The sequence below is a fragment of the Mucilaginibacter gotjawali genome, assembly GCF_002355435.1.
Classification (GTDB): Bacteria; Bacteroidota; Bacteroidia; order Sphingobacteriales; family Sphingobacteriaceae; genus Mucilaginibacter; species Mucilaginibacter gotjawali.
On record NZ_AP017313.1, the window covers coordinates 3,071,549 to 3,096,187 of the forward strand.

Below are 24,639 nucleotides of genomic sequence, written 5' to 3' on the forward strand. Positions count from 1 at the left end.
TCAACAAGGCTGTATATTATTGATTTTAAATCAGATGCAGCATGTTAAAAAATTTACTAACATTATGGTGTTAATTAAAAAATCATAATTCACGGAGATTTTGACTGTTTAACGAATCTTGTTAAAAAGATTTAAAAACTTAATTAGTTGGCGTATTTTTAGTATACTTTTGTTGCGAAGATTATTGATAAGGATGATTACTGAAAACGAAAACCAATATAACAAGCCGAACGCTACCGACCGTAAAAGCAGGATCACCAACCCCACACCTTACAGTGGTTTGGGTAAACTTCCTCCCCAGGCAATTGACCTTGAAGAGGCCGTTTTAGGCGCTTTAATGCTTGAGAAAGATGCCCTTTCTTCCGTAATAGATATTTTAAAACCTGATGTATTTTATAAAGATAACCATCAGAAAATTTTCCAGGCTATCCGGACATTATTCGAAAAATCATCCCCGGTAGATATCCTTACTGTTACCTCACAACTGCGCTCACAGGGTGAACTGGAGATGATCGGTGGCGCCTATTATATTACCGAGCTCACCAATCGCGTTGCATCGGCTGCCAACATCGAGTTTCACTCACGGATCATTATTCAGAAATTCATCCAGCGTGAACTGATCAGGATCTCGACAGAGGTGATCCAGAGCGCGTATGAAGACACTACTGACGTACTCGACCTGCTGGATAAGGCGGAAAAAAACCTCTTCGAGATCGCCCAGAATAACCTCCGGCGCGATTCACGCAAAATGGACGACCTGATGCATGAAGCGTTGAAGGAAATTGAAGCGTTGAAAGATAAAAAGGACGGCTTAACAGGTGTAGCCTCCGGCTTTACCGACCTTGACCGGATGACCTCAGGCTGGCAAAAATCCGACCTGGTAATTATTGCGGCCCGCCCTGCAATGGGTAAAACAGCCTTCGTTTTAAGCTGTGCCCGTAATGCCGCGGTTGATTTTAATAAACCCGTGGTCGTGTTCTCGCTCGAAATGTCCTCGGTTCAACTGGTTAACCGTTTAATATCGGGCGAAACCCAGATTGAACAGGAAAAGATCCGTAAGGGTAACCTGGAAGAATGGGAATGGGCGCAGATCCACTCCAAGATCGGCAGGCTGGAACAGGCGCCTTTGATCATTGACGATACTCCCGCGCTGAATATCTTTGAATTCAGGGCCAAATGTCGTCGTTTAAAATCGCAGCATGATATCCAGCTGATCGTAATTGACTACCTGCAGCTGATGCATGGCAAGGGCGCAGATGGTAAAGGCGGCGGTAACCGCGAGCAGGAAATCGGTAGTATCTCAAGGGCGCTCAAATCTGTAGCCAAAGAGTTAAATGTTCCGGTGATTGCCTTGTCGCAGTTAAGCCGCGCGGTTGAAAGCCGCCCCGGTGGTTCCAAGAGGCCAATGCTTTCGGACTTACGTGAGTCTGGCTCCATCGAGCAGGATGCGGATATGGTATTATTCCTTTACCGTCCGGAATATTATGGTTTGGAAGTAGATGAAGATAACATGCCTACAGCAGGTGTGGGTGAGGTAATCATAGCCAAGCACCGTAACGGCGAAACCGGCCGCGTGCGCCTGAAATTTGTGGGTAAATACGTTAAATTTACCGACCTTGATACAGGCATGGATGGTTCGTTTACGGCTACAAATGCGTTCTCGGGCCTTGCCCCTTCGCAGGATTTTGAGAAACCAAACAACTTTATTATACGTCCGTCGCGAATGGATGATTTAGACGATGAACAACCGTTTTAGCACACTGGCCCCCTAAAGGATGGATTTCAAAATGAGAAACTAATATTGAATGACCAATGTTGAATAATGAAGTAAACTTCGGCGTTTGACATTCAAAATTCATTATCGATATTGAAATTAACAACATACATGTTTGGTTATTAATTATCTAATGCGGATAAGGTACTATGAACGTTGATTTAACGCGCTCAGAAATATTCAAATAATAAGTCCAGATAGCAGCCATAATTACCGCCTGGATTATTTGTTCATCATCATAGTTTGAAAGTTGAGCCTTAAAAAAAGCATTTAACAGGTAGTCGCAAAAAATAAATAACACGCTAAACAGCAATAGTCTTTTTATAAAGTAAGGTGCAATATCTCTTTTTTTGACGATCAGCAAAAGGCAGAAACAGCAAAAGCTGGCCAGCCCCACATTGCCGATCATTTCAAAAATCAACAGCAGTCGGTATACCAGGCTTTTTTGGCCGTTTGTATAAAGGTCCCATTTGCTCATGCCGAAATATCCATCTTCAACTAAATGATATGTCATTCTGAATGCGGATGCAAAGATCACCAACAACAATACGATGAGCCAGCCACCTATAGCCGGAGCCGAATAAACCCTGTTTGCAAATATTTCTTCCCTTGTTTCAGTCTTATAGTACTTTGTTGCCAAAAATGCAAACAAAATAATAACAACGATACTGAGTAAAAACATGATCCTGTTTAATTTAAATGGTAGCTTTTTGATATCCGGGATATAATAAAAGCTGTAAGAAAGCTGATCATCTTTGAGGTCTTTTATGTCCTGTTTAAATTCAGGCAACTTATCCAGCGGAACATAGTCATTCAAATAAGTAAACTGGTAATGCAGTGCCAGGTCATCCCCCTTTACTTTTTTATCTGTCGCAAATTTGTAGGTACTGCGATTGAGTTCATATTTTTCGTCTGTGATATTATCCCAGCCGCCCGCCATAAATACATGAATGGTATAATCTAAATTGTACGGGTAGTTTACCAGTACCGGGGTATGTACCTCGCCGTCTACATCAGGTAGTTGATGCCGTACAAAATCAGCATAAAAGTCGGCAGTATATTTCCCGCTAACAGCATCATGCTTAAAAAAGTCGCGGATTTTATAACTTTCGATGGTTGTAAGTTCATTTTTTGCCCTGTTATCTTTAATAATAAGAGAGTCGCCCGCCTCTATTTTGCTGAAAGTTTTCGAGTAATAGTCCAGGTAGTTCTTTTCTGTTTGCGCTATTCCGGTGGTGGCAATATGGTCGCGCGTATCATCGGCCTCATCGCGTGTATAAGTGGTAACCACGCTAAGTTTTACCGGCGTAAATTCGTCGTGGACATCAAAGTTTTCAACACAGTTTATAGATCCTGTTTTTGTTTCGTTGATCTTCGTCAACCCGGTGTTTCCGGCGCTTAAAATCAATCCTTCGCGATAAGGCGGAAAATAAAGGTCGGTTCCCTTACCCCCCTGGTTTGCCATTGTAGCATCGGCCCAAACTTTTTCACCGTTTACTGCAGCAACAACAACAGCATGGTTAAATAATATCGGCGAGGGCATAAAGCTTTCAACTTTATCTTCAAGATCGGTGTTTATTAACGCTAAATGCGCTTCAATTCCATTTGCGTTTAGTATGGAAGCCAATAACAGCGATTTATCTTTGCAATCACCGTATCGCTGCTTAAATACGTTTTCCGGCATATTGGCTTTATGTGAATATGGCCCGGTTTCTATCCCCATATATCTTATGCCGTCCTGAACCAGCGTAACTGCCGCTCTGAAATACTTTGCCTGGTCACCTCCCGACTGCCTCTTCAGCTTCGCGATAGTGTCGGCCAGTTCTCCTTTAAATGTTGTTTGAAGAGGGTTTGTTTTAAGCCCCCAATTAACAACTTCTTTCCAGCTGCCAAATTCACTTACCTGCACCCTGGCATACTGGTTAAACCAATCAGGTTGAATTTTATTTGTGGATATACCCGGCACCTTAAAATCTTCCCATTCAAACCTTTTTATACCGGCGCTAACTGAGATTTTAGGTTGCGAACGCAGGTTGAACGACTTGAGGTTTAATTTTCTGCCGGCTGCAAACAATAATGTCGTGTATTGGTGTTCAATGCGGTTGGCTCCCTGCAGGTAAATGCTTCTGCAAAATTTATTGTCGAAAACCGGGTTAAAACCGGTAATGGTATATGAATATTCAAGCCTGTCGCCCTTGCGGATATCACTCAGAATGTACTTTGCTGAATAAGTGCCATTATATATGAATTTTTCAATTTCACTTTCGTCCGGCAGCACCTTAAACTCACCCACATTCAACCGCGACTGTGGTTTGTTATTCCGCCATACGGTTATTTCGTGAAAATCAAGCCTTTCGTAGGCCGGGTTAAAGCTAACCGATATATCTGAATTATTTTGCACACCCGATTGGGATACAATTTGCGTGATGATGTGGTTATAAGTTGCTTTTTGTTCAACATTAACCTGCTCTTCGATAAGCTCATCGTATGCACCGTTGTTAACATCACGGGCCGATGGCGGCTGGTTATATCTTTTACTTGGTAATATCCATGATGGTTTGGGGGATAAATGAACTATAGGTGTAAACGCATACGCCTTATCTATACTAAAATTGGTGATGACAACGCTAAATAGGACAAAAAGTAACAGGTTTAAATTCTTTTGCATTTGGCTATGAAAATAAAAAAAGATGATGAGAATAAAAATTATAATATCTCATCATATATTTAGCCTCAAAGCTTATTTTATAATGTAAACAAAAAAAATGGCCAAACTGAACCGGGTTGAAATGGTTGTAACTCAGCGATCGTCTGAAAATAACGTGCATTTCCGATAGTAATTGGCGTCAGCAACCCGGACCCCATAAATTGACTGCTACCGCCTTCAGCCTGAAAATTACTTGCCAATTAAGCAGCAGTTTTGGCCAAAGCGCAAATTCAAAACACCTGAGATGCAAATAAATTGCCCGGAATCAGAAAAAACCGCTGACAGGATTTTGTCAGTGACAAAATCTTGTCAGCAGTTAACTTTTTAATTGTCAGTTGTGTAGCGCTTTGTAGCAGGTGTAGCAGGTGTAGCGCTACGCTACACATTTCTATTGATAAACGTTGGCTTATGGCAATTTGTGCTGAATCGTTTTTAGACTTCTAAGATGCGACACAAACATCTTTGTTATTCCGGCGCGCCCACATGTTCTGTCAACAGTTTAAAAAAGCTTTCCCTGAAGTGGTGGTTCCAGCCTGCTTCGCACATGCCGTAACATTCAACGCCCGGTACCAGACCGATATGCGTCAGGGTTACCTGTGTTTCATCGCCCAATGCAGAAATTTCAAACGCGACCGAAGTGCCGTTCCATTCTGTTTTGTCGTTCAGCCAGGGCAAGTAGCAGTCTGTCACCTGCCAAACAACTTTTTTATCGGGGATAAACTCAGCTATTTTAAAAGCAACCCAAGTATCGCCGAAACGGACGGTAAAAACATCGTTTAGCTTTTCAGCGCTGCCTTCAATTTTTTTAGCCCACCATTCGTTAACATGGTTCACGGCTTCAAACGCCTCATGCGGCGTAACGTCTGCAGCAATGCTGCAATGGTAATTTTGCTGATTCATTGTCGTAGTTTTTTAATATATGTTAGCGGGTTTTATCATTAACTTACTTATTTTATGATAATTGATGGCCTTAATTAACGACTTCATTAAGATCGCTTAGCAATGTACCGCCCGGGCTTTGCAGCAACATATAATAGTTCCCCCTGATGTTGTGGATATCAAAATCATCATCGAGGATATGCGCTGAATAAGCGGATACCACATGCTCAACCGCGGTTTCCTTTACGTCGATCAGGATAGTATCACCGGATACTGGAGGCGCCGGCTGGTCTTTTGAAAATAAAATGCCTGAGTATGTTTTGCCGCCCACGCTAATAGTAGCCATGATGCCGCTTCCCGGCAGCCCTTTTTGGTTTTCGAGGAAATTAAACAGGCTCTCTTTAACATAAAAATCCCAGCCTTTATTGCAATCCTCAAAACATTCCAGTCCGGGTAACAGGCCGGCATGCGTCATCTGGATCTCTGTTTTGCCACCGGCATCTGTCAGTTCCCAGATGATTTTGGTGTTTTTCCACTCTTCCGGGTTTTTGAGCAGATCTAAATGACAGTCGATGGTATGCCATGCTATTTTTCTTCCCGGAATAAATTCACTTATGTTAAATGTAGACCATGTTTTACCAAAATGAACGGAGAACTGGTCGTTTAACCGATGTGATGGACCTTTAACTTCATTGGCCCACCACGAAGAAACCTGGCTGATGCCGGCGAATGCTTCAAGTAAAGGCCGGTTAACCAAGATGCTGCATTGATAGCTCTGCTGTTCCATGATATTTTATTTATTGTTAATGAGTGATCACATTCTTAATGTCCTCGTTACGGTTACGCAAATCAAGGCCGCCTTCCAGTACGGATTTCAGGTTGGTGAGGTAGAATATCCAGCCTTTGGAGTCGCCCACATAATGCCGCCTGATGGTCTCTTCGTCGGTGGGCAGGTTGCTCTCGATCAGCTCCACGATGGTTTCGTTTTGTTCCGAATAAATGGTGATGGTAACCGGGCAGCCTTTGGAAAAGGTAAAGCTGAAAACATCTTTTCCATTTACTTTTAATATTTTCCCGGTGATGAGCACCAAACCAGGTTTATTCGCTGAATAGCAAGTGTAGCTGTCATTTACCTGCGCCGGTGAATCATCGGGGCGTTGGGCGCCGTTTTCATCGGTAAACACAAGGCCGCCTAAAAACCAGGCTTTAAGCCCCGCGGCGGTTGTCCAGGCGCGGTAAGCGTTTTCAATACTTGTTTTAATGTTCACCCGAAGTTTGAATTGACTAAAATCGGTTTCTGTTAATTGTGCCATTGTCGTAATTGTTTGATTTATAAGACAAAGGTATACTAACCTTAAAGCCGGGATTTATCGAAAATGGAGAATTTTATTCGCCTTTTCGGTAATAAGAGGGTGCGGTACCAAAACGGTTCTTAAAAAGTACACTGAAGGAAAAAACGCTTTCAAAACCGATGGTTTGGCAAACATCATTAATGGGCATTGGGGTAGTTTCCAGCAGTTCTTTTGCTTTTTTAAGTTTCAGGTCAATGAGGAATTGGTGCGGGGTGATCATGTACACCTGTTTAAACATCCTCAAAAAATGCTGGCTGTTCATCGCAGCTATGGATGAGATATCCTCAAGCGTGATGTCGGTTTGATAGTTTTGCTCCATCCAGTCTTTTGCCGAAGCCACGCGTTTAAAAATTTCGAGCCGGGTGGATGCCTTCACCGCCTGGATGTTTTGCGAACGTTTGTAAGCGTCCTGGTTTTTCAGCAGCAACGCTTCAAACAGGTTACGGATCGTCATATCCGCCGTTAGCGAGGCAAATGACGAGCAGCTGGCACCCAGGTCAATCAGCGATAAAATGGTCTGGTGCAAATTATCGTCGGCGTGGATCCTTTCCAGGTACGAGAAATCGTAGGGTAAATTATCAAAAGGTTTCTCCAGCATTACCTCATCGCCAAACTCCAGGCTATACTGTACCAGGTCGGGCAGCCGGGAGTTGAAAAATAAAAGCACCGGCGCTGATTCGCTTTCTGTCGCTCTTACCGCCAATGTACTGCCACGGTTGATAAAAAACACTTTATTGGCATCCACCTGGTTCTTCGCGCTGTTTACGTAGTAATTACATTTCCCTTTGCCGGTCATCAGTAACCCTATGCCTGATGTGTGTTCATCACATTCATAGGGCCTGTGTAAATTTTCGGCAAACAGAAAATGATCTCCATAAACCGGCGGCAAGATGCCGTTATCAAAATTAAACGACGGTGGCAGCGGGCGGATGAGCATGCTGGGTGCTTTTATAGGCTAAGATAAGGTTTTTGGGATAATAGGCGTTTTAGCATCGCGATTTCAAAACATAAAATTGTTATTGCATTTAACCATCGAAATTCTTAACTTTTTTGCAAAAGATGTTTAAACTATATTATGATTGATAAGTTTACAATATGGTAGATTGGTATAGGCAAAAAAGTTGGTCAAAAGAAGACGAAGAATATTTTTTTAAAAGGCTTGAGCGTGCGAGAAAAGACGGGAGAGCCCAATATTTAAAAATACAAGCGATAGAATTGGTTGAAACTAAGAACGCGTTCCTTCTGGATGTTGCCGAATCATTAATTGCTAAATTATTTTCTGAATATCCTGATGACCAATTTAATCGGCCAGGGGCATTATTTGCATTAGGTAATATTTATCAACTTAGAAATGATTATGACAAGGCAATCGAGTTTTATAAACATGCCATTGATTTTGAGGTGATATTCCCGCGAGTACAAACACAGGCTTACATTTATTACGCTGAACTAGTAGTTAAAACAGCGAAAACTCATTTTTATGACGCTGTCGAAAAGATTCTTCTTGAAAAAATGCCCGGTGTTTTGTTCCCTATTGAAAAATACAAAGGATATTCAATTCTATGCATTATAAACAAATACAAGTGCAATACAGAACGGGCGGCACATTTTGAAATTTTAGCTGAAGAAAACGCTAGCAAAGAAACTTCGACCCTTAGGTATCATAAGTACTTAGGAATTGTAAAAGACCGTGATAGCTGGTTAGATAAATTAGTTCGAAAAAAATAATTTAACAAACTGAATTCTAAAATAATCATCCGATTGAACCTCAACAAAAAACCCGGCCAAAATGACCGGGTTTAAATCGCTGTGCGGAAGAAGGGACTCGAACCCCCACGCCTCGCGGCGCCAGATCCTAAGTCTGGTGCGGCTACCAATTACGCCACTTCCGCGTTTTTGATTTTTAAGAGGCTGCAAAGATAGGTTTTATTGCGAAATAAAGAAATATATTTTTAGTTGATTAGGTGAGGAGTTGATTAAGTTTCTTGCAAAGCGTTAATTGACTGTCAATTTAAGTATCTTCTAACTCAATCAACTTAATCCAACTTAGTCAACCAATCAACCAAATCTTTGAAATAAGCCCCGGCGTGCGACAATCGGCTTCCATACCAGGAGAACATTTCGCCGTCAACAAGCCTGATGATAGCCTTGGGCACAATTGCTCTTAGTTCATCTATATGTTTGTCTTTAAAAGGATAAGGTTCGGAGGATAATAAGATGACATCAGGATTTGTCGCTATCAGTGTTTTAGCATCAATTTCGGGATACCGGTCCTCGTCAAAAGCGTTTACCAGCCCACAGCGCAGCAGCATATCGTCAATAAAAGTATTTTTTCCGGCAATCATATAAGGTTTTCGCCAGATAAAATAAGCGGTTTTAAGATTTGATTGCTGAATTGTTTTTTGGTTGAATTGTTGGGCTATTTGGCTTGAAAGGATTTTAGCTTCCGGTCCCTTTCCGGTGAGCGCTCCTACCCTTTCAATCATATCAAGCGCGTCGTCAAAACTATAAATATCGCTGATCCAAACCGGGCAAAAATTTATAAGTTCTTCAACTTGGTTTTGCTCGTTTTCTTCTTTGTTGGCAATAATCAGGTCGGGCTTCAGCGCTTTTATCTTTTCGATATCAAGCTGCTTGGTACCTCCAACTTTTTCAACGCTTCCAACCTTATCAGCCGGGTGGATACAAAACTTCGTGATGCCCACAATTTTTTCATCCAATCCCAAATAAAACAACAATTCGGTTTGTGAGGGTACAATGGAGATGATCCGTTTGGGGACGGATGGCAGGTTTATTTCACGGTTTAGCTGGTCGTGGTATCCTAGCATTTTTCCTTGTTTGTTGAAAGGTTGTAATGTTGGAAAGTTGAAAGGTTAGCTCTCCAAATAAAAAAATGACGTAATGACACAATGACCAATCCTTACTGATTATAGATCTGGTAAATCCCCGACACGCTCCTAGCCGATTCTGATCCCACCACCACCGCGGTGATCTTCTTATCGATCATCAGTTGCTCGGCGTTGTGAATAAACTCATTTTCATTCACAAATATCGGCGTTTTGGTCATCATTTCTGTGACAGTGAGCGATGTTGTATCCGGGTGGCGTATCAGAGCGCGGCGAAGGTCGCCGTCAGTAACAATGCCTTTTACATGGCCAGGATCGCCAACAATCACCATCCCCAGCCTGCCTTCTGACATACGGAGCAATAGCTCAGTAAACGTAGCTTCTTCATTGATAAAAGGCAAATTATCGGTGCGCATGAGGTCTTTTACTTTTACCAGCAGTTTACGGCCTAAGCTGCCGCCAGGATGAAAACGCGCAAAATCTTCATGCTGAAATCCACGCGATTCCATTAATGCCACCGCCAGCGCATCGCCCATAACAAGTGCCGCCGTGGTAGATGAAGTTGGCGCCAGCGCGAGCGGACAGGCCTCCTGCTGAATGGCAATATTCAAATGGTAATGGCTGTTTTTAGCCACGGTTGAATTTGGGTTGCCTGTGATACCGATGATCTCATTTTTATTCCACTGTAAAAAGGGGATCAGTTTAAGCACCTCATCTGTTTCACCCGAGTAAGAGATCAGGATTACCATATCATCGCTACCCACCATGCCCAGGTCGCCATGAAAAGCTTCGCCGGGGTGAAGGAAAAAGCTGGGTGTACCTGTACTTGCAAAAGTGGCCGCTATTTTTTTACCAATGAGACCCGATTTACCTATACCAATGACAATCACCTTACCGTCTGTATTTAAAATAGCTTCCACCACTTTGGTAAACTGCTCGTCAATCGCATCCGCTACAGCATGTAACGATTCAATTTCAATATCAAAAACCCTTTTTGCAATTTCTTTCATGTTTGTCTGAATCAGAATTTTCAGAATTTAATAATTAACAGAATATTGGGGAGTTAGTGCTTCAATAATTAAACATAATAGCCAGAATTGATGAATTCTGAAAATTCAAAAATTCTGAAAATTCTGATTCAGACAAGTGGCTCCATTACTTTTTCCAGCTCATGCAACCTCACCATATTCGGGCCGTCGCTTAAGGCATGGTCAGGATCGGGGTGTGTTTCCATAAAGTAACCGCTTGCCCCAAAGGCTTTTGCTGCCAGCGCCATCATCGGTACAAATGTACGGTCGCCGCCGGTTTTGCCACCTGCTCCGCCCGGCCGCTGCACCGAATGGGTGCAATCCATACAAATGGGGTGCCCGAAAGCTTTCATATCATAAATATTTCTGAAATCAACGGCCAGGTTATTATAACCGTACATATTGCCGCGCTCGGTTAATATTACCTGCTCATTGCCGGCCTCCAGCACCTTTTGCGCCGGGTAAAACATATCCTGCCCCGAAAGAAACTGTGCTTTTTTGATGTTTACAATTTTACCGGTTTTAGCAGCAGCAACGAGCAAATCAGTTTGCCGGCATAAAAACGCAGGAATTTGTAAGATATCCACCACCTCGCCAACAAGGGCCGCCTGGTAGCTTTCGTGTATATCTGTAGTTAAAGGCAGCCCGAAACGTTCTTTAACTTTCAGCAGCATTTCCATGCCTTTTTCAAGCCCAGGGCCACGGTAGGAATGGATAGAAGTTCGGTTGGCCTTGTCAAACGAGGCTTTAAAGATCACCGGCACATTAAACTTTTGGCCCAGTTCGGCCACTTTTTCGGCAACGGTGTAAAGCAGTTCCTGGTTTTCCATTACACATGGACCCAATATAAAAAACGGCTTTTGCCGCATCTGTTCAAATAGCATATAATGTGAAATAATGTGTAAATATGAGAATATTTTTCACAAGTCCGAAAGTCCGGAAAGTCCGAAAGTCGGAAAGTAGCTGCGGCTGTCGTGTTTTTCATTTTCGTCACAATCTACTTGTAAACCATTTTTCTTCTTCCGGGCTTTCGGACTTTCCGACTTTCGGACTAACTTTACCACATGAATTATTTTGATTTTTACGGCATAAAGGAATCTTTTACCCCTGACGCTGCTTTGCTGAAGAAGAAATTTTACGAACTCAGTAAAAAGTATCACCCCGATTTTTATGCCAACGAAGATGATGAAAAACAGCAGGAAATACTGGAGTTGTCTACGCTTAATAATAAAGCATGGCAAACGCTTTCTGACCCTTTTAAGCGGCTTGAATACATTTTAAAGTGCCATGAATTGCTGCAGGAAGGTGCAAAACCACAATTACCTGCAGATTTTTTAATGGAAATGATGGACATTAATGAGCGCCTGATGGAAGTGGATGATGCAGGCCAATTGGGCCACATCACTGCGGAAGTACTTGCTATTGAGGAAGATATTGAGCAGTACCTGCAGCAGGCAATGCTGGGTTACGAGCAGTTGAATGACACCGCGAAAGAAGAAAGATTAAATAAAATAGCAGATTGTTATTATAGACAAAAATATCTGTTGCGGATTAAAGAGAGTTTAAATACATTTGCATCCCGATTCTGAACGAATTAATCCACCGTTCGAGAAGAGGCCCAGATGGCGGAATCGGTAGACGCGCTGGTCTCAAACACCTGTGGTCGCAAGGCCGTGCCGGTTCGACCCCGGCTCTGGGTACATACCGAAAAGTAAAAAAGCTGTAAGTCAAGTACTTACGGCTTTTTTTATTCACCTACATACGGTATCACATACACAATATCATCTATTTTGTTAAACTGGTTCGGCTTAAGTTTCTTTTCACCGCCAGGTAGTAAGTAATCTAAATAAATAAAGTCATTGCCGTTAATTTAATCTACATTACGCCCTGATCTATTCTAAAACACTAATCAAAAATCACAAAATGAAAAAATTACTACTAATTACAACGTGCTTATTTATCTCAAACTTTCTTTTTCTCAAAATGACTGTAAGTTCAAATTAATTTCCAACCCGGTGACAGGCAAGGAAATTAACGCAATAAGTATAAGTACAAATTCGATGGGTAAATGTATCTTATCAAAAAAAGACACCGCAATTCTAATGATTTATAAAACTACTTCCTTTGTTGCTATAATGGAGGCAAAAACAGACGATATTAGAATTGAACTTGATAGTGTTGAAATAACATTTGACGGCGACATTGATAAAAAAACAATTTGTAAAATAAGAGGAAATGCTACAGCTGAAAATAGGTCTGTTTTAAAACCAATAATAGAAAGCCCTTCCTTCGAACTAATATTAACACGCAAATTACTTGAACTTTTCATGAATAGTGACGCGGTTCATTTAAAATTATTTGGTGAAAGGGGGACTGAAGGCTCCGCCTATTTTACTAAAGGCGATCTGAAAAAAATAAAAAAAACCCTTCAATGTTTTTAATTTGGTTAAATCTTCAATGTAATAGGCTGAAAAGGAGTGTTTAATTTCTCCTTAGGAACAAATATTATCCAAAAATTAAGTATTTTTATGCAACCATAAAAGTATGATCATGGCAGAAACCAAAAATACAGGGCGGGGCATCCCCAAAACGCGTTTAGACTATAACGACCCAATGCTATTACTTGAAGTTGAAGGGTTAGCCAGAGACGGTTATGATGATCAGCAGATAGCGGAGATATTGAATGTCGCGCCGGAAACCTTCAGTAAGAATAAAAACAAGAAGCAAGCGGACGGCAGCAAAAGTCTTTTAAGTATTTCATTGACCAAAGGCAGAAGGCCGTTAAGTGTTTTAGTGGAAAATTCGCTTTATAAACGGGCCATAGGTCAAAAGGTTGTAACAACTAAGGTTGTAACCAAAAGGGAATATAACGACCAATTGGGCCGCTATGAAACAAATATTTACGATGAAATAACCGAAACTGAATTACCGGGTGACGTAAACGCCCAAATACAGTGGCTTAAATGTCATAAACCCGACATTTACAACGTACAACCGATTAAAGTTGATGTTACCAGCGCGGGCAATGAATTAAAGGAAACTCCGCGTATCGGCAGAATTGAGCACGTTGTTATTGCAGCCGACCAGGTTAAAACGTCAAGCGGTGAAGATGATTTTATCCAGCCCGCCCCCGCACGTACGCGCGTAGCATAGCTTAGACGGCGTTGTGGCTTTATTTATGTATATTGATGTATTAACTTACTTCTTTAGCCAGTCAGCCAGCTCCGACTTTTTGAATAAAAGGCGCTTTCCTTTTCGATGCACCGGCAACTCGTTATTCATGTTCAATTTATACATTGTTGACCTGGATAATTTTAAATATTCGCAAGCTTGTTTGAAATTTATAAAACCTTCATCATCTGTAGCGGCTATTTGGTTTTGTTCATTATTTATCACCGACTGCACAGCTTCTTTGATTAACGAACTAAGCTCTTCTATACTAAGAGTTGTCTTAAAAACTTTTTTCATAAAGCAAATATAATGCACATTATAAGTACCAAAAACACTTAAATGAAAATAAATGAAATATAATTTGCATTTATTGTATTTTGTTGTACTTTTGAAATGCGAAACAATACCAGTACAAAAATTACAACTATGACGTTGCTAAAATCAGACATTCAATTATCTTTACGATCTACCGGGGCAAGGTTTTGGAAACCTAATTCTCAAATAGTATGTAATGTACAAGTGACTGTTTCGCAGGCCCCGGTTATTTTAAAAAATACAATGCGAAACAGTTTATCAAACTCAACTGCCAGCCCTATTGGTGCGGGTACATTGACGCTTAATGCACGAAACGCATCACCCCCACAAAGAATATCACAAATGAATGTTGGTGAACTAAGCAAAATCATTAACAACCCTTTAGAAGATAAAAATTTAATTGCAGAATGCCTAAAAATTAGAGATTCAATAAGCGAAAGATTTTTTGCAAAAATTAATAAAAAATTATTTAAAGCTTACGGCTGGGTACCTAAAAAAAGCGACTGGTAAAAAGAAGTTGATTATTTAAAGCAAATTACCAAAGTAAGCCGGTCGAGTTCAACGACCGGCTTTGTTTTGAGAAAAATTATTTAAATTAACAGAATGAAAGTAGTTTATAAAAAGGGGGATATAATTCAGCCTGAACCTATAAAAAAAGAAACATTTAAAGACAGAGTTAAGCGCCGTGCCGATCTGCTTAATTACAACTTTGATAAGAACGCTATAAGGCATTTTAAACCGAAAATTAATTAATACTCACTTATGGTTCCTTTAATTGATCAAGTATTAACTTTTCCATTTGTTGAAGTTCCGTTAACAGGCTCTCCCTTTTTTGTGTAGGTTCATCGTTAATTTTAGCGTTTTTAATTGATATTTCAAGATTAGCCAACGATGCATAAATATCGGAAAGATGCAGTATTAGGTTTTTGCCGATACAGATGTCAGCGAAAATATTTAATAGCAAATTTATTGTTTGATCTGTGGGTTGTTGGTTTTCCATAGTAATAGTTTGTAAATTAAAATCAGCCGGATAGTTTTCGCCGGTTGATTTAAGTTGGAATTTAAGCATAGCCATAATGTCCGGCCGCTCTTAGTTCAGTCGCCGCACTACTACCGGTATTTGCAACGATTTTGTTAAGGGTGTCAATTAGGCCGTTTGTATTGTCGGCTGTTTTGCCGGTGTTCACTACGGTTTGAAGCGCTGCATTTAATTGGGCCTGTGCAAGGTTGGCGATTTGGCCCAGGCTTAACAGTTGGCTTTGTAGTATGCCGTTTGCCCTCAAAGTATTTAATTGTATGCCAGCCATTGAACCGGCCAAAATATCGGCCGTATTTTGTGTTATTGATTGACCAATGGCACCCGACAAAGTGGAAGAGGCCCCGGCACCTGTTGGGGCAAACAATGTAAGCCCTGAAGCGGTACCGGCCGTTTTCGCCGCTGTCAATCCGTCATCGAATAATTTAACCAGCGGCCCGGCTGTTTTAAAGAAATCGGTCACATCTTTTGTAATATCTGCAGATGAACCGCCCGCCGCTACTGTATCTTTTAATTTCTGATTTAAATCATTGAATTTTGAGCCAAAAATATCCTCAAACAAAAATTGCTGAATCATGTTGCTGATCACAGCGCTAACACTATCACCAAATGCCTTTGCTGCACTTGTTCCGTTTTCAAATGCGGTTACCAGGGCATTATCTAAATCGGTACCTAAATTACCTACAACTGCCTTTAAAGCGTCCTGAATTTGAGCGATTGCGGCAAGCCTTTCGTCGTTTAAATCAATCGCGCTTTGTAGTAAAATCTTTGTCGATGCTGTCACCTGGTTATTGGCAATCAGGGCCTTTGCTTGTACTTCATTAAGAGTTGCAACGCCATCTTTATATTGTATCAAATCCGGGTATTGCTGTAAAAGTGGCGTTAAAACATTTTTGCTTTTTGTGCCAAATAAACCAACTATTGCGCCGCCAACAGCACCAATAACTCCACCTACAGCCGCGCCAATGGGGCCGCCAGCAATTGCACCAATCGCCGCGCCAGCCATCGCGCCATTACCCGCTGCCTTTGCTACGTTAGCGCCGCTTATAACATCCTTTTGCCCTACAATTGCCTGACCTTTTGATAATGAAGATAAGGCTGCAGCGCTTTCGGCATTGGCAGAGCTTAACGCTTTTGAAGCATCTTTAAGCTGTGCCATGTAATCAGGAAAAAATATATTTCCGTCCGTTTGATACTGGATTTGTTGCTGCTGAATCAGGGCCAAATTATATTGATCTTGATATGCAATAACAGAGTTATAATAATCAATAGCCGCCTGTTTACGGGCCGCCGCCGCTGAAGTAAGCGTGCCTATCAGCCCAATCAATCCCTGTATGCCGTCTGAAATGATTTGAACCTCATTTTTAGACATATCCTCTGCAAGTTTCATTATACTGGATATGCTCGACATTGCAGAGCCAGCCGCCGAAACTAACGCGCCAAAGTTTTCATTTGTCTGTGAAATTTCACTGCCAATTGAGGAAAGGTTTTGCCCGATCTCCGATAAGCTTTTTGCAAGTAAATTTGATTTTATTAAATTATTTGCATCGCTTATGGCCTTCGCTATCTTATTGTAGGTATCAATTGAAATTTGTCCGTGTGCTTTCTCTGATTCATTTTAGCGTTTGCGGCATCAAGCGTAATTTTAGCTTGTTCTTTGGTTTCATTTATAATTGTTTCAGTTAGCTTTTTTGCTGCTTCTACCTTTTGTTCCTGACCTATATCCTCTACCTTTAATTGAGCTGTAAGGGCCGTATAAATAACCCCGGCCTGATCAACATAGCCAGCCTTTAAAGCCGTCACAAGTTCGTCGTTTGCCTTTTCAATTAGCTGTTTCCTTCGGGCTTCGTAAGTTTCGTTTTGCTCTAAAAGCGTAGCTAAATTCTTTTGGTTTTGTACTGTTTCAGATATGCTTGCTGAAGCTGTCAAAGGAGTTAAAAAGTCTTTTGTTTTGGATGCGGTCGCCTTTATGGTCGGGTCAGTTGAATTTAATTGCGCTTCGGTAGGCTGTAAACTTTTAAGGTATGCCAAATAGGTTTTAAACCCGCCCAATTCATTACCGTAAAGCTTATCAGCTGTTTCGGTACCAACTTTTAATTTGAATGCCTGATATTCATTAAAAAGGGATTTCATTTGCTCTACCTGCGGCTTAAGTTTTTCAACCGCCTGTGAACCGGCCAAATCAGATAAAGCATTTGCCTGGATAGGGTCTAATGTTGAAGGGTCGATATATTTTGCACCGATCTTGTCAGCATAAGCCGCGCCGCCACCGCCCGCATGCGCTTTATTGTAGTTCCTTATAAACTTATCACGAGCCTCATTTAATTTAATCAGGCTATCAGTTTCAAGCTTGAATTTTGCTTTTATTGCGTCGATCTCCTGCTGATCTTTGGTTTTTTCCTTAGAGGCATATTCTTGCTTAAGGGCATCAAGTTTTTCAAAGGCTGTTTTATAGGACGCAACCAATGTTTCCCCTGCTTTTACCGAAGGGTCTGTTTTAACTTTTGGTGTTTTTACAGGGTCTTGAGTGCCGTCGAAAAAATCTATTCCGGTAGCCTTCGCTAAATCCGCCGCCGCCTGTTGTGATTTTTTAGCAATTGCGCTGAATTTGTTTGCCTGGTCGTTAAGGTCTGAAATCTTTTGCTTTTCTGCATCAGCTTGACCTTTATTTAAATCGGCATAATACTTTTTAATTGCAGCGGGCGCATTACCCTGAAAACTTCCGTTATTGTTCTTTCCACCAAATGGAGTAGGTGGATTAGCTGCAATTAATTGCGCTTCATAGGTTTTCTTTGCAGCATCGGAAAGGGCCAGCTGCGCGACAGCCTTTAAAAGAGTGATCTTAATAAAGGCATTCCCGTTTTTTACAATATCTTGTTCAGCCTGGTTTAAATTGTCGGCATATCCGATACTTGAACCTAACGTAGTATTGTACTCTTTTAAAACTTTCGTCTTGTCCAAAAAGCCTTTTTTAGCAAGGTCAATATTAATTGTAAGCTCATTAATATTCTTTATTGCAGTGGTATAGTCAGACGATGCGTAGGCTTTATTAAGCTCTTCAAGTGCTAATTTAGCCTCTGAAGCAAGCGGGTTGAAAATTCTTAAATTTTCAACCCATTTAGCAAGGGCCTCAATTGCTTTTGCGCCTATCGTTACAGATAACATACCAACGCCAAGGCCGATTATTTGGCGGCTAAACATAGATACAACCCTTGCCCCTATAACCTGAACATCCGTAGCCCTATTGATTGCATTTTGAAATTTACCCACCTTTTGCGTAACCGCTTCAACTTCTACCTCTACCTCTTTTATTTGGGGGACTACCGCGGCAACTGCTGGTGCAATTTTTTCAATGGCGTTACCCATACTATCAAAACCCTCTTTTCCGGCGCGCCCTAACTTTTGTATTTGGATTTGTAAGTCCTGAATCTTTTGATTATAAAGTATAAGCCGCGCCGGGTCGGTTGATTTTTCCGCAATCGCCTGGTATGACTGCAATTGTATTTTTAATTGCATTATAGATTTTACTTGCATATCGGACGCGGTTACCGATGCTTTACCCGTTGCAAGTATATTTGTTTCGATTGTCTTAAGCCGGGTGTTTAGGTCTGTATCATCAATGCTTGCGGTATAATTCAAGCCCCCTTCATTTACGTTTACACTCATAATATTATCGTTTATAATTGGCTCTTATTAGTTAATTGACATTCAATCTATTTGATCGAGCGGCTGTATAGTCAGAATTGTAATTTATTACAAACGCTGTAGCATCGGTTTTAACTTCCACGGCTTTTGTTAGCTCATTTTCTGACAAAAGATTTTGTAATTTTTCCATGTCGAAATATGGTTTATACCCTGTTTCTTTAAAGCTTTCGAGCAATGAATTATAAGCACTTGCTAAATTTTGAAGCTTATTATATACCTCATGCTCAATATCAGTTTCGATGTATGTACGGCAAAAATCTTCTTTGATTTTTTCATATCCGCTATCTGTTACAACAGGCACCCCGTTAACAATAGAAATAACATTGATCGGGAAAGCGTCACCGGATGCGTTTGCCCTGCCCGAGACTTTAAGAGCGCTTAATGCTGTTTTTAAGGCTATCAGATAAGTTTCTGTATTTGATAGCAAGTTGGCCCGGATTTGTTTATTGATGGCACCTATTGCATTCAACGAGGCGTGTAAGCCGTCATTGTATAACTTCTCTGTTTTACCGGTGCCGAATGTTATAAACTCGTTAAATACTTCATCGTCAAAAGCCTGGCTTAATTCAAGATTTTCGTAAGCCTCTTTAAGTTTAATAACGTTTTTTTGGATTTCAGGTAAATTTGTAAGGATGCTTTTAAAAATAGCTTCGTCCTGGAAAATTAGCTTGCGTTCTTGTGGTTTTTTTTTCATTTTTATTATGATTAAGAGTTAACTATTTTTAATTGGTAGGCGGCGTTCATTTTCTCTGCCAATCCTTCGATATTGCTTTTTAGCGGGTCGCTGGCTTTTGGATTTTCTTGAACCTCTATAAAATGGGTAATTTCCTCATTGTCGAATTTCCGTCTTAAACTTTCGGCTTGTTCGATTAATACCAGTGCTTTGCTTTTTGGTTCGGTTTTTGCAAACTGATTATTTTTCAAAGGATAAAAACCGGCATAATTGCTACCAATAGCATTTTCAATGATCTGCTTTGCATTTTCGGGATTGTTGGCGCTGTCTTTTTTTAGCTTATTGTATGCAATCAGCGTGCTATCGTAACTTTTGTAATTTTCGCGCCGTTCTTTTTTAAATTTAAGCCAGGTATTAAAAGCTTCAGAATAATCAGGCTCAATAAAATCTAATTCAATAAAAGCTTTTTGTTTTATAGGTTTTACTGTTTTATTATTTACTGTTTTATTAATGTGCGCACTGGACACTGTATTGGTAACCGGATTGCTAACAGCACAGCTATCTACATTGGTAACTGAACCGCTAACCGTATTGCCAGTCGGTTTTCCGTGTAGCACTTTTAATGAAATCTTAGCCCTGGCCCATTGATTCATACCCTTTTCGTAACTGTCAAATAGTCCTTTTTCATTAAAAAAGTCCATTGCCCTACGGTAAGTATCTTTGTCAACCCTTGATAATTGGATGATGTATTGAAAATCAACATCGAATACAATTGACCAATAAGTAGAATTGTTTATTGATAGTAGGGCGAAATAAACCGATCTGTAATTACCTGTTAAGCCCGATAATTCAGTTACACACAAATAATCAAATTCCTTTACTTGCTTAAAATAGTCTATTCTACTATCGGTGAGGCTCATTGAATACTTTCCTTCCAATTGAACCTAACAAAGTGTAAAAAAGCCTTACCATGCCTTTGATTGGGATTAAGCATGTTTTAACCCTTTCCGATTACTTGCTAAAGCAGCGTCAACTTCTGATTTTTTGAAGTAAATAGTTCGGCCAGTTTGATAAAAAGGAAATACGCCGCGTTTCTTATAAACGCAGATTGTTTGTGGGGTACACCCCAGGTAATCAGACAGGCCCTTGCTGTCAAAGCGCTGATCTTGACTTGCAATTAGATTTTCGGAAGGTAACTGATTTTCTAATTTGAGGTTTTGGATTGTCAAATTAACTACGTTTTGAACGAGTTCTTTAACGTCCTGATGCGACATTGTGATAACTTGCATAGATTGATAATTAATGTAAATTGATCGGCCCGTGCGCGAACCTTTTTTACATTTATTACCCTTGCTATTCACCGAATCAAAACCCTTTAAGTGCGCGGCCCTAAAGTTTTATGTTCGTCTAATGAAATCAAGTTTACATCATGTTTGAATCAAATGTATGAAATAAAATTAACTATAAAGAAATAATTATATTATTTCATGAAAATAGGCTATAGTCCTAACTTTTGCAACGCCTCTGATAGCAACTTTGCTTTATCATCATTTGTAGCTCTTATATACTTCAAAAAGCTGGTTTCCGTCTTATGGCCGGTTGCACTCATTATAAGCATCGGGGGGATGCCAGCTTTAAACATGTTGGTCGCATAGCTGCGGCGGCAGCAATGGCTTGTGACTAAGCTATAAAGAGGCTTGATGCTCTCATTATCGGTATTGCCTTTTGTGTTTTTTACTGTTATTAGTTCAGTCAAGCCCGCTAATTCTGAAACATATTTAATGTAGTCGTTAAATTTTTGATTAGACATAGTAGGCAACTCACCTGGGTATTTATTTAACACGGGGTGTAGGCGGCTCATGATCGGAATGGTTACCCGGCCCCCTGTTTTAATTTGCTTGATATTGATAAAATTTCCGTTAATATTTGAAGGCTCCAACGTGCTATAATCACTGAATCGCAGCCCTGTATATGAACCAATTAAAAACAAATCCCTGACTTTATCTAAAACAGAGTAGTTAATATTTACAACTTCTTTCCCTTTTACAGCTTTAAAGAATTTCGTTTTATCTGATAAATCTAAAGCAGATATTTTGTTTATCTGATCGGCGTTTAAATACAAAGTGTCAGCTTCATACGAAGGCATCACAAAGTCTTTAGTATTGAACCCTGTAGTATTGCTTTCGCTCATTACGGTTTTAATATCTTTGATATAGCCAGCAAATGTTGATTTCTCTTTTTGCTCGACCGAATAACAATAAAATCTAAAATCTTCATAAAAATCTTTGTTTATATCTTCAAAGTTCAAGGCGTTAATTTTCGAATATTTCATGTACCGCTGAAGCGCCGATAAAGCTATGCCGTAGTTTTTAATGGAATTTCGGGAATACCTACTACCCTTGTTTTTGCCGGTTGAAATTAGCCGTTTACCGCTTTTGCTATCTTCGATGATTTTATCAAAAAATGTAATTACGTCATGTTTAAAATCAGGTTTGGCTTCAGGTTTTGGCTTAAAAATAAAATCCAACTGTTCACGAAGATATTGTACTGTGAGTTTGTCGCCTTTGGCCGTAGATGCAATTGTTACCGCGTTGGCTGCAATGTCTGCAAGTTTATTATTATCCTGATCGGAATAGGGTGCAGTGTTCCTGATGGGCTTTATGGTATTACTGCTGTTGCATTCGGGCCGAAAGTATTTTATATCAATTCTTATCCCGGTATAGTACTGTAGTCGTTTACCTGACCCGATGGAATAAAACATATTTATTGCTTGCTTGCCGTTTGGGGTTGATCGGGGTTCAAGATAGAATTTCGGCTTTGCCATTTGTGTATGTAAATTGTATTGAAACATTCAAATATACATACACTTTTTGTCTTAATCAAACTTCATCGGTCATAATCTATCATAATAAAAAGCCTTTTTTATGACCTATAATAAGGGTTTTCATTCATAAATCATCACTTAGCCCAATTAATCAGTACAATAATTGTACACCGGCTCTGGGTACCGAAAAGCCCCCGAGAAATCGGGGGCTTTGCTATTATACCCCAATAAATTATTATGCTTGCTTAGCCGGTAAATCCCATGGGTTTAGTAATTTCAGACCATTTATTCCTTTAAAATCAGAAATATTCCGGGTTATCAACGTGATGTCATTTACGAACGCGGTTGCCGCGATAATGGCATCAGGTAGTTTAATTTTACGTGATTTACAAATAGAAATGGTGTTATCGACAACAATCCCGTTCAAATCAAGGATTATGCTTTCGCTTACAAAATCCTGAAGAATCCTATAGGATTCAGGTGTTGTATTAAATCTCAAAACCTCAATTTTAGTAATTACAGAAATTTTAGGGATGTCATCAATTATGGAATGCATTATTTCCATTCCGTCTGGCGGTAATTTGCTGTCCAAATAACCGATAACAACATTGGAGTCTATTAAATATCCCTGTCCCACTCGTTTCTGCTATCAGCTATGGATTTTTGAAAATTATTGTACTCCTCATCCGAAAGTTTCAGTGACCCAGAAAACCGATCGGATAGTTTTCCTTTGGTGGGCGAACTTTTTTTTAATACTTTAACTATATTTAAAGCTTCCAGATCTTCAATCAGTTTGTAAGCTTTATTATTATTGATCTGTAACAAAACTGTTTCCATCCTTATCAAATATCTTGTTTAACAAAGATACAAAACTTATCTATTCAAATTACCGAGAATTAACTAAGTTCCGGGTGTAGCAAAGCCCACAATAAATGAGGGCACTGAAAAAGTGACTATTCATCAAAAGAGGGCTGTTTTCAATAATGAAAACAGCCCTCTTTTTCTTTGACTTGTTTGGGAAGGTGGTGGAGCTCACTTTCATGCAGACGATTCTCAGAGCCTCCATTTTAGTTGTAAAACTACCTATTTAACTTTAAAGGACTTTTTCAGTGCCCTCCAATAAATCGGGGGGCTTTGTTATTTAATATGAATTCCTGATTAACCTTTCTTTAAAGTGATCACCGTAATTTCCGGCCAGATACCCAGCCTGCCTTTAAACCCTAAAAAGCCAAAGCCTCGGTTTACATAAAGGTATTTGCCCTTCTTTTCGTAAAGACCGGCCCATTGCGGGTAAACGTATTTCACCGGGCTCCATTGAAAGCCAAACAGCTCGATACCGAACTGCATGCCGTGTGTATGCCCGGCCAGCGACAGGTTGATGTGTTTATCATGTTCAAGGGTCTTTGCTTCCCAATGCGAAGGATCATGCGACATCAGGATCTTAAATTCATCATCAGTAACATTTGCAGCAGCTTTGGTTAAACTACCATATTTGTGGAATCCACCTTTCCCCCAGTTCTCTACTCCTATCAACGCAATTGAACCGCCATCTTTTTTTACCTGTACCGCATCATTCAGCAAAAGCTTAAAGCCAATCTCTTTGTGTACTTTTTTCAGGCGAACCAGGTTGGCGGCTTGTGCAGCTTCGCTTTCCCAGCGGGTATAGTCGCCGTAATCATGGTTACCTAAAACTGAATATTTGCCGAAAGGTGCTTTCAGTTTAGCGAAGGTATCTATCCATGGATCCATTTCGCTGGCCACATTGTTAACCAGGTCGCCGGTAAATAATATCAGGTCGCTGTTTTGCTCGTTAACAAGGGATACGCCTTTTTCAACACCCTTTTTGCTGGTAAAACTGCCTGCATGGATGTCTGATAATTGGGTTATTGTAAAGCCATCAAACGCGTTCGGAAGGTCAGGGAATTTTAGCGTAAGCCGGTGTACTTTATAGCGGTGCCGCCCGCCCGTCATACCGTAAAGTAAACTTAAAAACACGAAAGCGGTAATTAATACGGCCAGTTCACTAACCCAGATACTATGGGGCGGAAAGTGCCGGAACGCCCTGATAATATCCTCCAGCAATAATAAAGGCGAGGCGAAAATTTTAGGAACAAAAACCAGCAAGGTTAGAGCCATTAACCATGCAATTGAATTTCCCGGCGGCCGGTTAGTCCTGCGCTGCCTGATCACTACAGCAAATCCTAAGGCGATCAGCAGATCAAACAGCCAGTATCCCCATAAAATAAATTGATTACTCGTTAAGGTAGCAATAGCGTGAAAAAATAAATATCGGCAAGTATCCAAGCCAGTAATACAAAAGGAAGGCGTT

Annotated in this window: 26 protein-coding genes and 2 tRNA genes; 8 read left to right on the top strand and 20 right to left on the bottom strand. The window is 40.4% G+C overall.

The genetic code is table 11. From position 1 onward, the window contains the following. Nucleotides 1–193: 193 nt before the first annotated feature. On the top strand, nt 194–1,756 hold the full coding sequence (dnaB, locus tag MgSA37_RS13645) for a replicative DNA helicase (protein ID WP_096352650.1): 1,563 nt from the start codon (nt 194–196) through the stop codon (nt 1,754–1,756). Between the two features lie 148 nt (nt 1,757–1,904). Here the strand turns inward: dnaB and MgSA37_RS13650 are convergent, their stop codons facing one another. The 5 genes from MgSA37_RS13650 to MgSA37_RS13670 form a co-directional block, all read right to left on the bottom strand. Further along, nucleotides 1,905–4,442, bottom strand: coding sequence for a DUF3857 domain-containing protein (locus tag MgSA37_RS13650; RefSeq protein ID WP_096352652.1), 2,538 nt, complete (start codon nt 4,440–4,442; stop codon nt 1,905–1,907). 504 nt (nt 4,443–4,946) lie between these two features. Next, nucleotides 4,947–5,381, bottom strand: coding sequence for an SRPBCC family protein (locus tag MgSA37_RS13655; protein ID WP_096352653.1), 435 nt, complete (start codon nt 5,379–5,381; stop codon nt 4,947–4,949). 70 nt (nt 5,382–5,451) lie between these two features. Next, nucleotides 5,452–6,147 carry an SRPBCC family protein gene (locus MgSA37_RS13660; protein WP_096352655.1) on the bottom strand — a complete coding sequence of 232 codons (696 nt, stop codon included), beginning with the start codon at nt 6,145–6,147 and terminating at the stop codon, nt 5,452–5,454. 16 nt (nt 6,148–6,163) lie between these two features. Further along, a complete protein-coding gene (locus MgSA37_RS13665; protein ID WP_096352657.1) occupies nt 6,164–6,673 on the bottom strand; it encodes an SRPBCC family protein in 510 nt (169 codons plus the stop codon). Between the two features lie 73 nt (nt 6,674–6,746). Further along, a complete protein-coding gene (locus MgSA37_RS13670) occupies nt 6,747–7,649 on the bottom strand; it encodes a helix-turn-helix transcriptional regulator (RefSeq protein ID WP_096352658.1) in 903 nt (300 codons plus the stop codon). A gap of 158 nt (nt 7,650–7,807) precedes the next feature. On the opposite strand from MgSA37_RS13670, the gene MgSA37_RS13675 reads away from it, so the two are divergent. Further along, nucleotides 7,808–8,440 carry a tetratricopeptide repeat protein gene (locus MgSA37_RS13675; protein ID WP_096352660.1) on the top strand — a complete coding sequence of 211 codons (633 nt, stop codon included), beginning with the start codon at nt 7,808–7,810 and terminating at the stop codon, nt 8,438–8,440. An 82-nt stretch (nt 8,441–8,522) separates the two neighbouring features. Here MgSA37_RS13675 and MgSA37_RS13680 read toward each other — a convergent pair. From MgSA37_RS13680 to kdsA, 4 genes are all read right to left on the bottom strand, one after another. Continuing rightward, a tRNA-Leu gene (locus MgSA37_RS13680) sits at nt 8,523–8,604 on the bottom strand. Nucleotides 8,605–8,748: 144 nt separating this feature from the next. Beyond that, entirely contained in the window at nt 8,749–9,540 is a 792-nt protein-coding gene (locus MgSA37_RS13685) for an ABC transporter substrate-binding protein (protein ID WP_096352661.1), read from the bottom strand. A gap of 92 nt (nt 9,541–9,632) precedes the next feature. After that, a complete protein-coding gene (locus MgSA37_RS13690; RefSeq protein WP_096352663.1) occupies nt 9,633–10,568 on the bottom strand; it encodes a KpsF/GutQ family sugar-phosphate isomerase in 936 nt (311 codons plus the stop codon). A 128-nt stretch (nt 10,569–10,696) separates the two neighbouring features. Then, nucleotides 10,697–11,470, bottom strand: a complete 774-nt coding sequence (gene kdsA / locus MgSA37_RS13695; protein ID WP_096352664.1) for a 3-deoxy-8-phosphooctulonate synthase — start codon at nt 11,468–11,470, stop codon at nt 10,697–10,699. A 180-nt stretch (nt 11,471–11,650) separates the two neighbouring features. Between kdsA and hscB the strand changes: the two genes are divergently transcribed. The 4 genes from hscB to MgSA37_RS13715 all read left to right on the top strand — a co-directional run bounded on the left by hscB (nt 11,651) and on the right by MgSA37_RS13715 (nt 13,739). Further along, on the top strand, nt 11,651–12,175 hold the full coding sequence (gene hscB, locus MgSA37_RS13700; RefSeq protein WP_096352666.1) for a Fe-S protein assembly co-chaperone HscB: 525 nt from the start codon (nt 11,651–11,653) through the stop codon (nt 12,173–12,175). A gap of 27 nt (nt 12,176–12,202) precedes the next feature. Then, nucleotides 12,203–12,286: transfer RNA gene (locus tag MgSA37_RS13705), tRNA-Leu, on the top strand. A 315-nt stretch (nt 12,287–12,601) separates the two neighbouring features. Further along, entirely contained in the window at nt 12,602–13,027 is a 426-nt protein-coding gene (locus MgSA37_RS13710; RefSeq protein WP_157750565.1) for a hypothetical protein, read from the top strand. Nucleotides 13,028–13,136: 109 nt separating this feature from the next. Beyond that, nucleotides 13,137–13,739 (top strand): hypothetical protein, encoded by a 603-nt coding sequence (locus MgSA37_RS13715; RefSeq protein WP_157750566.1) that lies wholly within the window; start codon nt 13,137–13,139, stop codon nt 13,737–13,739. 45 nt (nt 13,740–13,784) lie between these two features. Here MgSA37_RS13715 and MgSA37_RS13720 read toward each other — a convergent pair whose 3' ends face one another. Continuing rightward, nucleotides 13,785–14,054, bottom strand: a complete 270-nt coding sequence (locus tag MgSA37_RS13720; protein WP_096352670.1) for a helix-turn-helix domain-containing protein — start codon at nt 14,052–14,054, stop codon at nt 13,785–13,787. Nucleotides 14,055–14,183: 129 nt separating this feature from the next. On the opposite strand from MgSA37_RS13720, the gene MgSA37_RS13725 reads away from it, so the two are divergent. Together MgSA37_RS13725 and MgSA37_RS28245 are read left to right on the top strand one after the other, a co-directional pair. Next, nucleotides 14,184–14,582, top strand: coding sequence for a hypothetical protein (locus MgSA37_RS13725; protein ID WP_157750567.1), 399 nt, complete (start codon nt 14,184–14,186; stop codon nt 14,580–14,582). A gap of 93 nt (nt 14,583–14,675) precedes the next feature. After that, entirely contained in the window at nt 14,676–14,825 is a 150-nt protein-coding gene (locus MgSA37_RS28245) for a hypothetical protein (protein ID WP_157750568.1), read from the top strand. A 7-nt stretch (nt 14,826–14,832) separates the two neighbouring features. Here the strand turns inward: MgSA37_RS28245 and MgSA37_RS13730 are convergent, their stop codons facing one another. The 10 genes from MgSA37_RS13730 to MgSA37_RS13775 all read right to left on the bottom strand — a co-directional run bounded on the left by MgSA37_RS13730 (nt 14,833) and on the right by MgSA37_RS13775 (nt 24,614). Then, complete coding sequence (locus MgSA37_RS13730) at nt 14,833–15,147, bottom strand: hypothetical protein (RefSeq protein WP_157750569.1); 315 nt, start codon at nt 15,145–15,147, stop codon at nt 14,833–14,835. Continuing rightward, nucleotides 15,134–16,498 (bottom strand): hypothetical protein, encoded by a 1,365-nt coding sequence (locus MgSA37_RS13735; RefSeq protein WP_096352675.1) that lies wholly within the window; start codon nt 16,496–16,498, stop codon nt 15,134–15,136. Before MgSA37_RS13735 ends, MgSA37_RS13730 begins: the two co-directional genes overlap by 14 nt. A gap of 173 nt (nt 16,499–16,671) precedes the next feature. After that, nucleotides 16,672–18,774: a hypothetical protein gene (locus tag MgSA37_RS13740; protein WP_096352677.1), complete on the bottom strand. Its 2,103-nt coding sequence runs from the start codon at nt 18,772–18,774 to the stop codon at nt 16,672–16,674. Between the two features lie 31 nt (nt 18,775–18,805). Further along, nucleotides 18,806–19,507 (bottom strand): hypothetical protein, encoded by a 702-nt coding sequence (locus MgSA37_RS13745; RefSeq protein ID WP_096352678.1) that lies wholly within the window; start codon nt 19,505–19,507, stop codon nt 18,806–18,808. Nucleotides 19,508–19,518: 11 nt separating this feature from the next. Continuing rightward, nucleotides 19,519–20,406 carry a hypothetical protein gene (locus MgSA37_RS13750; RefSeq protein WP_096352680.1) on the bottom strand — a complete coding sequence of 296 codons (888 nt, stop codon included), beginning with the start codon at nt 20,404–20,406 and terminating at the stop codon, nt 19,519–19,521. A gap of 66 nt (nt 20,407–20,472) precedes the next feature. After that, complete coding sequence (locus MgSA37_RS13755) at nt 20,473–20,775, bottom strand: helix-turn-helix domain-containing protein (protein WP_096352681.1); 303 nt, start codon at nt 20,773–20,775, stop codon at nt 20,473–20,475. A gap of 209 nt (nt 20,776–20,984) precedes the next feature. Further along, nucleotides 20,985–22,013, bottom strand: coding sequence for a site-specific integrase (locus MgSA37_RS13760; RefSeq protein ID WP_172885325.1), 1,029 nt, complete (start codon nt 22,011–22,013; stop codon nt 20,985–20,987). A gap of 532 nt (nt 22,014–22,545) precedes the next feature. Beyond that, nucleotides 22,546–22,947, bottom strand: a complete 402-nt coding sequence (locus MgSA37_RS13765; RefSeq protein ID WP_157750570.1) for a type II toxin-antitoxin system VapC family toxin — start codon at nt 22,945–22,947, stop codon at nt 22,546–22,548. After that, nucleotides 22,929–23,147 carry a hypothetical protein gene (locus MgSA37_RS13770; protein WP_096352686.1) on the bottom strand — a complete coding sequence of 73 codons (219 nt, stop codon included), beginning with the start codon at nt 23,145–23,147 and terminating at the stop codon, nt 22,929–22,931. The genes MgSA37_RS13765 and MgSA37_RS13770 overlap by 19 nt, the downstream gene beginning before the upstream one ends. A gap of 321 nt (nt 23,148–23,468) precedes the next feature. Beyond that, nucleotides 23,469–24,614, bottom strand: a complete 1,146-nt coding sequence (locus MgSA37_RS13775; protein ID WP_232010861.1) for a metallophosphoesterase — start codon at nt 24,612–24,614, stop codon at nt 23,469–23,471. Nucleotides 24,615–24,639: the final 25 nt, after the last annotated feature.